This is a genomic window from Devosia sp. (assembly GCF_017307565.1).
Classification (GTDB): domain Bacteria; phylum Pseudomonadota; class Alphaproteobacteria; order Rhizobiales; family Devosiaceae; genus Devosia.
Window position 1 is genome coordinate 1 of the sequence record NZ_JAFKHD010000205.1, and the last position, 9028, is coordinate 9028.

At 62.6% G+C, this 9028-nt stretch carries 7 protein-coding genes; 3 read left to right on the top strand and 4 right to left on the bottom strand.

Annotation, left to right across the window (positions count from 1 at the left end; all coding sequences use genetic code 11):
* Positions 1-1894: ATP-dependent DNA helicase RecG (recG, locus tag J0I64_RS06465; protein WP_291406780.1), on the bottom strand; the 1894-nt coding region annotated here is incomplete at its 3' end.
* A gap of 61 nt (positions 1895-1955) precedes the next feature.
* Positions 1956-2468, bottom strand: coding sequence for a ClbS/DfsB family four-helix bundle protein (locus J0I64_RS06470; RefSeq protein WP_291406781.1), 513 nt, complete (start codon positions 2466-2468; stop codon positions 1956-1958).
* A 161-nt stretch (positions 2469-2629) separates the two neighbouring features.
* Here J0I64_RS06470 and J0I64_RS06475 point away from each other — a divergent pair, with 161 nt between their 5' ends.
* The 3 genes from J0I64_RS06475 (at position 2630) to J0I64_RS06485 (ending at position 7233) form a co-directional block, all read left to right on the top strand.
* Complete coding sequence (locus J0I64_RS06475) at positions 2630-2908, top strand: succinate dehydrogenase assembly factor 2 (RefSeq protein WP_291406782.1); 279 nt, start codon at positions 2630-2632, stop codon at positions 2906-2908.
* On the top strand, positions 2905-6390 hold the full coding sequence (mfd, locus tag J0I64_RS06480) for a transcription-repair coupling factor (protein ID WP_291406783.1): 3486 nt from the start codon (positions 2905-2907) through the stop codon (positions 6388-6390). The genes J0I64_RS06475 and mfd overlap by 4 nt, the downstream gene beginning before the upstream one ends.
* A gap of 144 nt (positions 6391-6534) precedes the next feature.
* Positions 6535-7233 carry an invasion associated locus B family protein gene (locus J0I64_RS06485; RefSeq protein WP_291406784.1) on the top strand — a complete coding sequence of 233 codons (699 nt, stop codon included), beginning with the start codon at positions 6535-6537 and terminating at the stop codon, positions 7231-7233.
* A 72-nt stretch (positions 7234-7305) separates the two neighbouring features.
* Here J0I64_RS06485 and J0I64_RS06490 read toward each other — a convergent pair whose 3' ends face one another.
* Both J0I64_RS06490 and J0I64_RS06495 read right to left on the bottom strand, forming a co-directional pair.
* Positions 7306-8472 carry an FAD-dependent monooxygenase gene (locus J0I64_RS06490; RefSeq protein ID WP_291406785.1) on the bottom strand — a complete coding sequence of 389 codons (1167 nt, stop codon included), beginning with the start codon at positions 8470-8472 and terminating at the stop codon, positions 7306-7308.
* Positions 8469-8939 (bottom strand): DUF6691 family protein, encoded by a 471-nt coding sequence (locus J0I64_RS06495; protein WP_291406786.1) that lies wholly within the window; start codon positions 8937-8939, stop codon positions 8469-8471. Before J0I64_RS06495 ends, J0I64_RS06490 begins: the two co-directional genes overlap by 4 nt.
* Positions 8940-9028: the final 89 nt, after the last annotated feature.

The window sequence follows — 9028 nt, forward strand, 5'->3', positions numbered from 1 at the left end:
GGCCGCGGAGTTCGAGGTCGCGTTCGGCAATCTCAAAACCGTCCTCGGTCGATTTGATCGTTTCGAGGCGCGCCTTCGCGGTTTCGCTGAGCGGGTCCTTGTAGAGCAGCAGGCACGCCGAGCGCTGGGAACCGCGACCGACGCGGCCGCGCAACTGGTGGAGCTGAGCGAGGCCGAAGCGTTCGGCGTGCTCGATGATCATGATGGTCGCGTTGGGAACGTCGACGCCGACTTCGATGACGGTTGTGGCCACCAGCAGCTTGATTTCATTGGCCTTGAAGCGGGCCATGACGTCCTGCTTGGCGGCGGCAGACATGCGGCCGTGGACGAGGGCGACTTCGAGGCCGAAGATTTTTTGCAGTTCCGCGAAGCGGTCTTCGGCGGAAACGACTTCCAGCGTTTCGCTCTCTTCGACCAGCGGGCAGACCCAATAGGCCTGGGCGCCTTCGGAGAGCTTGGCCTGCAAACGGGCGATGACGCGGTCATAGTCGTTGATGGACAGAACCGCGGTATCAATCGGTTGGCGACCGCGGGGCTTCTCCTTGAGTACGCTGACGGCCATGTCGCCGAAGTGCGTGAGAACCAGCGTGCGCGGGATCGGCGTGGCGGTCATGACGAGAAGGTCGGTGTGGCGGCCTTTTTCGGAGAGGGCCAGGCGCTGGTGGACGCCGAAACGGTGCTGTTCGTCAACGACCGTCAGGCCCAGATCCTTGAATTCAATGCCAGACTGGAAAAGTGCGTGCGTACCGACGGCGATGGTGGTCGAGCCATCGGCCAGACCGGCAAGGATGGCGCGGCGTTCGGCTGCGGGCATTTTGCCGGTGAGGAGCGCGCAGCCAAGCCCGGCAGCGTCACAGATCGGCTTGATGGTTTTGTAGTGCTGCGAGGCGAGGAGTTCGGTCGGCGCCATCAGCGCAGATTGCGCGCCAGACTCGGCCATGGCGGCCATGGCCATCAGCGCGACAACGGTTTTGCCGGAGCCTACATCGCCCTGCAAAAGGCGCGACATGCGCTCGGGCGCAGCGAGATCGGCGCGGATTTCCTCGAGCGCCTGGTTCTGCCCGTCAGTGAGCTTGAACGGCAGCACAGCCGCAACCTTGGACGTCACGCTGCCATTGAAAGCGCGCGCAATGCCACGTTCGGACACCATGGACGAACGCAGAAGCTGCAGGGTGATCTGGCCGGCAAAATACTCGTCATAGGCGAGACGTTGGCGGGCAGGGGCCCAAAGCTCGGCTTCGCCCGGGTTTTCCGGCAGGTGAACCCGGTGCATGGCGTCGCTGAAAGTCGGCCACTTGCGCTCGGCGATTGTCGCCGCGTCGATCCATTCGGGGAGAATGGGGATCGATTCGACGGCCTGGCGAACGAGCTTTGCCAGCGCCTTGGAGCTGAGACCATTGGTCAGTGGATAGACCGGCTCGACGAGGGGCAGTGTGGCGAACTTTTCCGGCTCTACAATGTAGTCCGGATGGGTGATCTGCTTTTCGCCGTTGAAAAAGCCGACCTGGCCGGAGACGTAGCGCTCTTCACCCACCGGCAGAGCCTTTTCGACCCAGCCGCCTTGGGCTCGGAAAAAGACAAGCTGCATGTCTCCAGATTCGTCGTGTGTGTAAACGCGGTGCGGAATATGCTCGCGGCCACGCGGCGGGGCCTGGTGGCGGTCGACATGCAGCTTCAGCGTGACGATCTGATTGAGATAGGCCTCGGCAATGCCGACCTGGCGTCGGCGATCGACTGTGCCGGAAGGCATGTGCATCAGAATGTCGAGGACAATGGCTTCCTGCCCCTCCGGCGCGCCGAAAAAGCGCGTGAGCAGGGCGGCAAGCTTATCGCCCACGCCCCTGATGGCGTGCAGCGAGCGGAACAGGGGCTGGAGGGTTTCGGGACGCGACACTGACTGATTCTCCTGCGCGCGAGAGTGGCACAAAAGAACAGGACAGGAACAGGGCGCCCGGTCAGTTGATCCCCTGCGCCTTTCGCCATTTCGACAGACGTCCCCGCGCGTTGGCATAGGGCGAGGCGGTGTTGAATTGGATCATCCGCCCGAGCGTCCATTTTTCGTACCACGCCCGGCCGTAAAGGCTCGCGTCGTCTTCTGCTTCGATCGCAGCCACGATCTCACTCTTGGCCTTATCGAGGGCGGCCAGCAGGTCGGGAAAGCTGAGAGCAACGTGGTCGGCATAGAATTTCTGCGCCAGGCGGCCGAGTTCGTTCCACTTGTAGCCGGTTTCGGGAAAGTCGATGGCCTGTTGGGCCCGGTCCCGCTCCAGCCACTTCAGCACCAGGAGATTCCAGCCGAGCAGATAGGCCACAAGGTCGTGGACGCTCATTATCGTGCCCTTGGCATGGCCTTCGAGCGTCTTGTCGCCGGTCCGTTCGGGCGAAATCGCGGTGAGGTCGCGCCTGAGCGCTGCATACGTCTTGTCGATGGCAGCTAGAAGCTCGGACTTGTCTTGCGGAACGGCCATGGATCACCTCTTGCACACCAGAGTTGTAGTGCAGAAGCCGCACCCCGGACTGATCGAAATCAACTTGCGCCACCAATGTTTGCAAAGGGCTGACAATCCGTTTCAAGGCGCGTAAGAGAGTGTCCAAATCGAGAACAAACTTCTGAATCATGGATGTCGAAATGACGGCCGGTGAGGACATTGCTATTCGCCGCAAGCGGTTGCGTTATCGCGCGTGGCACCGAGGGACCAAGGAAATGGACCTGGTGCTTGGGCCATTCTGCGATGCCAATATCGATGGCTTCGATACGCCGACGCTCGATCGGCTTGAAGCGCTGATGAACGAGGAAGATCCGCCGCTGCTCAAATGGGTGATGCGGCAGGAAGATCCGCCGGCGCATGTCGACCGGGCGTTTCTCGATCTTGTCGTGGCCGACCATCAGGCTCGGATCGAAAAATGAATGAAATGACTGGGCTGCCGGCGATCCGGACGATTTCGAATGTTCCCGATGGCATGCAGCCCATGGCATTGGCGCGGCTTATCGAGGAGCGGATCAAGGCCGCGCCCGACGATGCGGCAAGCCTGGTTTTCGTCGCGCGCGACGGGCGCCGGATGCAGCGCATGGCCGAGGTGCTGGGCGCCATGCTGCCGGGGCACACCATCCTGACGCTGCCGGCCTGGGACTGTCTGCCCTATGACCGCGTCTCGCCCAATAACGTAACCATTGCGGCACGCATGAACACGCTGGCAGCTTTGACGAGCAGTGCCAAGGGCGCCGTGGTGCTGACGGCAGTCAATGCGCTGATCCAGAAACTGCCGCCGCGCGATGTGGTCGAAACCATGTCGTTCTCGGCTGCCGTGGGCCGGGTGGTCGACAGCGAAAAGCTGATCGCCTGGGCCTCCAACAATGGCTATCTGCGCGTGCCGACCGTGCGCGAAAGCGGCGAATATGCCGTGCGCGGCGGTCTCGTCGATCTTTATCCGGCGAGTGCGGATGCGCCGCTGCGATTCGATTTCTTCGGTAGCCAGCTTGAATCGATCCGCACTTTCGATCCCGATAGTCAGCGCACGACAGGTACGTTGAAGCGCGTCGACCTGACGCCGATGAGCGAGGTCATTCTCAACGAAGAGACCATTCGCCGCTTCCGCCAGAGCTACACCGCCACTTTCGGCGGCAATACGGTCGACGACACGCTCTATGCCTCGGTGAGCGGCGGCTCCCGCTATTCGGGCACGGAGCATTGGCTGCCCTTCTTCTACGACCATATGGACCGACTGGCCGATTATGTCGGCGATGCGCCATTCGTGTTCGACGATCAGGCTGCGGAGGCTTTTGCCGAGCGCGCCGAGCAGATCGCCGACTATTACGAAGCGCGCGAAACGGCGCGGCTGCAGCCGCCAGTGGCTGGGGCAGAGGCGCCCTATAAGCCGATCAAGCCGGAACTGCTCTACGATATCGATGTGCAGCCGCAGGCGCTTGCCGGCGCATCGGTGATCCAGCTTTCGCAGTTCCTCTCGCCACAAGCCAAGAAGGGCGATGATTGGGGCGGGCATATCGCGCCGAGCTTTGCGGCCGAGCGGTTGGCCTCGGACGTCAATCTGTTCCAGGCAGTTGTGGATCGGCTAATGGCCGAGCGCCGCGAAGGGCGGCGGGTGATCGTTGCCTGCTGGAGTACCGGTACGCGTGACCGTATGGTCCAGGTGCTCAAGGACCATGGCCTCACCAATCCGCGCATGGCCGAGAATTGGCGCGATGCCGAGACGACAAGTGCCGCGACCACCTCGCTGGTGGTGCTGCCGCTCGAAACCGGCTTCGAAACCAAGGACCTTCTGGTCCTCTCCGAGCAGGACATTCTGGGCGAGCGCATCCTGCGCCCACAGCGCAAGAAAAAGGCTTCGGATGCGCTGACCGAGGCGGCTTCGCTCTCGGCCGGCGATCTCGTGGTGCACGTCGATCACGGTATCGGGCGGTTTGTGGGCCTAAAGGTGATCGAGGCCGGCGGCGCGCCGCACGAATGCGTAGAGCTGCAATATGCCGGCGACACCAAGCTTTACCTGCCGGTCGAAAATATCGAGTTGCTGACTCGTTACGGATCCGACGACTCCTCGGTCACGCTCGACAAGCTCGGCGGTGTCGCCTGGCAGGCGAAAAAAGGCAAACTCAAGAAGCGCATCCGCGAAATGGCGGAGCAGCTTATCAAGCTTGCTGCGCAGCGTTTGCTGGTCAAGGCCGACGTCATCGACATCAATGCTGGCGCCTATGACGAATTTGCGGCGCGCTTCCCCTATGAGGAAACGGAAGACCAGCTCAATGCCATCGAGGCGGTGTTTGACGACATCACCTCGGGCAAGGTCATGGATCGCCTGGTGTGCGGCGACGTTGGCTTTGGCAAGACCGAAGTTGCCCTGCGCGCAGCCTTTGGCGTGGCGCTATCAGGCAAGCAGGTTGCCATCGTTGTGCCGACGACGCTGCTCGCCCGCCAGCACTTCAAGACGTTCTCCGAGCGGTTCCAAGGCCTGCCGGTGCGGGTGCGCCATGCTTCTCGCATGGTCAGTGCCAATGAATTGAAGGCGACCAAGGAAGGCCTCGCCGATGGGCAGGTCGATATCGTCGTCGGCACGCATGCGCTCCTGAGTAAGTCCATCAAGTTCAAGGACTTGGGTCTGCTCATCATCGACGAAGAGCAGCACTTTGGCGTAGGCCACAAGGAGCGCCTGAAGGAGCTCAAGGCCAATGTGCACGTGCTAACGCTGACGGCGACGCCGATTCCGCGCACGCTGCAGCTTGCGCTGACCGGCGTTCGCGATCTCTCGCTGCTGGCGACGCCGCCGGTCGATCGCCTCGCGATCCGCACCTTCATCTCGCCTTTCGATCCGCTGTCGATCCGCGAGGCGCTGCTGCGCGAAAAGTATCGCGGCGGCCAGAGTTTCTATGTGGTCCCGAAGATCAAGGATCAGCCCGGTATCGCCGAGTTCCTGCGAGTGCAGGTGCCCGAGGTTTCTTATGTCGTGGCCAATGGACAGATGCCGCCGGGCGAGCTCGATGACATCATGAACGCCTTCTACGACGGCAAGTTCGACGTGCTGCTGGCAACGACGATCGTGGAATCGGGCCTCGATATCCCGAATGCCAATACGCTGATCGTGCATCGGGCCGATAATTTCGGCCTGGCGCAGCTTTATCAGATCCGTGGCCGCGTCGGCCGCGGCAAGCAGCGCGCCTATGCGCTGTTCACCGTGCCGGCTGACAAAAAATTGACCGACACGGCGGAGCGTCGTCTGGGCGTGCTGCAGTCGCTCGAAAGTCTCGGTGCTGGCTTTCAGCTCGCAAGCCACGATCTCGACATTCGCGGGGCAGGGAACCTGCTTGGCGACGAGCAGTCGGGTCATATCCGCGAAGTTGGCTACGAACTTTATCAGGCGATGCTTGAAGAAGCCGTGGCTGCGCTCAAGAGCGGCGAGGAAGAATACGAGGATCGCAACGAGTGGAGCCCGAGCATTTCGCTGGGCATGCCGGTGATGATCCCCGAACACTACGTGCCCGACCTGACGCTGCGCATGCAGCTCTACCGCAAGCTCGGTGACCTCAGCGATATCAGGGATATCGATGCCGCTGGCGCCGAACTGATCGACCGATTCGGGCCTTTGCCCGAGGAGGTCGAGGCGCTGCTCAAGGTCATTCTGGTCAAGTCGCTGTGCCGTCAGGCCAATGTCGAGAAGGTCGATGCCGGCCCCAAGGGCGCGGTGCTGACCTTGCGGCATAACGAATTCCCCAATCCGGTCGCGCTGGTGAAGCTGGTCAGCGATCCCGCCAACCAGGTTCGCATCAAGCCCGATCAGAAACTCGTGTTCGCGCGCAATTGGCCCACGCCGGAAACCCGGCTCAAGGGAACGGCGGCGATCCTCGCGAAATTGGCAAAAATGGCAGAAAATGCTGCGTAAGGGGCTGCGTGTTGCCTTGATGCCTCATAATATTTTGGCAAGGGCTTCCGGTCATGTTATTGCCCGAATTGCGCCCTTGAAGGGCAGGTAAGTTTCTAGGTGGCGGAGTGCCGCCGAGACCGCCAAGGAAGGCAAGGACACTCTATGAAATTCAGGAAACCCCTCGTCGCCGGTTTGATGGCAGCCGCTCTGCTGATGTCGCCGCTCTCGGTTTTCGCTCAAGATGCTGCTGCGCCCGCTGCTCCCGCCGCCAACGCTGCAGCTCCTGCTGCCAACAGCCCGGCTCAGAACTGGCTGAAGGTTTGCGATCCGCTGCCCGATGGTCAGAAGGCTTGCATCATGCGTCAGGTGGTTCTGGCCAATGGCCAGTTCCTGGGCTCCTTCCTGCTGCGTGACGATCCGGGCCAGGAATCGCGCCTGCTCGCCGTTGCTGCCGTGCCGCTCGGGGTTCTGCTGCCCTTCGGCCTGACCTGGCAGATCGATGGCGCCAAGCCCGTTCGCGTGCCCTACATGATCTGTGACCCGACTTCGTGCGCTACGCAGCTCGTCATTAACGAGCAGTACGTGAACTCGCTGAAGGCCGGCAACAAGCTGACCCTGACCGCCAAGAACCGCCAGAACCAGGATCTCACCATCGAGATCAACCTGGCCGGCTTCACGTCGACCTACGACAGCGACACGGCCATGACCTTCGACCAGTTCCAGCAGCAGACCTCGGGCGAAAACGCCCTTGAGCAGGTTCTGCAGGACCGCGCCGAACAGCTCCGCCAGCAGCTGACCGAGCAGACCGGCGCGCCGGCTGCCGCTCCGGCCGAAGGCACTCCGGCTCCGGCTCAGCAGTAAGCTCGGCTGACACGAAATAAAAAGGGCGCGGCCGAGGCCGCGCCCTTTTGTTTTAGCTCAGACCAATAGGCCTCAGGCCGAGCGCTGGCCCATGCCGATGGAAAAGGCCTGTCGGCGCAGGGACGGCATGAGCTTCAGTGCCCAGAGGCCACCGGCACGCAGCGCCTGGCTAGGCAGCATTTCCCCAAGCAGCGACCGGAAGAGCGCATCCACCATTGTGCCTGTGCGCGCCAGATCGCCGGCGCGACGGGCTGCATAGGCCTCGCTGGCGCGTTGAGCCCAGTCAGGCGCCGAGCGATCTGTTTCGGTGAGCACAGCCACAAGGTCGGCGACGTCGCGGAGCCCGAGATTGAGCCCCTGGGCGCCGATGGGTGGAAAGGCGTGGGCGGATTCGCCGACAAGAACCGTACCGTCGCGCCCCGCTTCGGCAACGCTGAGCACGCTCAGCGGGAAGACGAAACTCGGGGACGCGAGGGCAATACTGCCAAAAAGGTTCTGCGAGCGGGCGCGGAAGGCGGCAAGCAGCGCTTCCGCACCACCGGCCTGCGTCTCGCGAAGCACCTTTTCCTCGTCGATCCAGACGAGATTGGCCCGATTGCCGCCTGCCGGCACCAGGGTAAAGGGGCCGTGGGGATAGTGAAACTCGATCGAGGTGCCACCAATGGAGCGACCGAGATCGAGATCGCAGACGAGCGCTGCTTCCTCGAACTTGTTTTCGCGGGCAGGCAGGCCGGCCTCGGTGCGGACCAGCGATTTCTTGCCATCGGCACCGACCACGAGCGGTGCGGCCAGCGTGCTGCCATCGGCGAGGGTGACGATGCCGAGACCGTTCTCACGCCGATAAGCCGTAACGGCGGCGTTGCGGGTGGTGAGGCCGGTTGCTGGCGCCGCAGCCTGGAAACTGGCCAGCAGTGTCGCATTGCCAAAGTTCCAGCCAAAGGCATCGAGCCCGGCTTCCTGCGCATCAAACAGAGTTTCGGGCGCGCGGATGAGGCGCGGGGTGGCGTCGATGATGCGAATTGCCGTCAGCGGATGACCGACGCTTTCCGCACTATCGATGAGCCCGGACGACAGCAGGAACTCGACGCTGGGCATCATCAGCGCGGATGTGCGCCGATCTGGCGGGGCAGCGGGGGCCAGGTGGATCACCTCATGGCCCGAACGCGCCAGGCTCACGGCGGCCGCAAGGCCGGCGAGCCCGCCGCCAACAACGATGATTTCTGCTGATTGTTCAGTCATTTGGCATCCGCAAGACGTTTGGAGTGGCCACTGGGCACGATGAGGCTGCCGGCATAGGAGCCGGCGAGCAGGGCGAGGAGAAAGTACCACAGCCCATCGGGTGGGAAAGCGATCAGCGAGATGGCCGGCCCCGGGCAGATGCCCGACATGCCCCAGCCGCCCCCGAAGAGCGCCGCGCCGCCGACGAGGCGAGTGTCGATGCGCTTATACTCTGGCTCGTGGAATTCGGCATCGAACAGCGGCGCCTGGCGACGGCGGCCGATGCGCACAGCGATGAACATGACGAGGATCGCTGGCACGATGACGAAGGCAAGGCTTGGATCCCAGCCGCCGGAGGGGATAGCGGTGAAATCGAGGAAGCGCAGGACTTTGAGCGGATCGACCATCTGCGAAACGTAGAGGCCGGCGCCGAAAAGCAGGCCGCTGACGGCTGCCGTGGCGAGATAGGGCGCGCGCAGATTGGCCATCACACGATCCCCGTGGCTGTCACCGTCAGAATGGCAACACTGAAAAAGACGATGACCGCGACAAGGGAGCGTCGCGACAGGCGCGCGAG

Bases quoted from the DNA above. Each gene is read 5' to 3' on its own strand.
- J0I64_RS06470 (WP_291406781.1), bottom strand. From the start codon at position 2,468: ATGGCCGTTCCGCAAGACAAGTCCGAGCTTCTAGCTGCCATCGACAAG.
- J0I64_RS06475 (WP_291406782.1), top strand. From the start codon at position 2,630: ATGACGGCCGGTGAGGACATTGCTATTCGCCGCAAGCGGTTGCGTTAT.
- mfd (WP_291406783.1), top strand. From the start codon at position 2,905: ATGAATGAAATGACTGGGCTGCCGGCGATCCGGACGATTTCGAATGTT.
- J0I64_RS06485 (WP_291406784.1), top strand. From the start codon at position 6,535: ATGAAATTCAGGAAACCCCTCGTCGCCGGTTTGATGGCAGCCGCTCTG.
- J0I64_RS06490 (WP_291406785.1), bottom strand. From the start codon at position 8,472: ATGACTGAACAATCAGCAGAAATCATCGTTGTTGGCGGCGGGCTCGCC.
- J0I64_RS06495 (WP_291406786.1), bottom strand. From the start codon at position 8,939: ATGGCCAATCTGCGCGCGCCCTATCTCGCCACGGCAGCCGTCAGCGGC.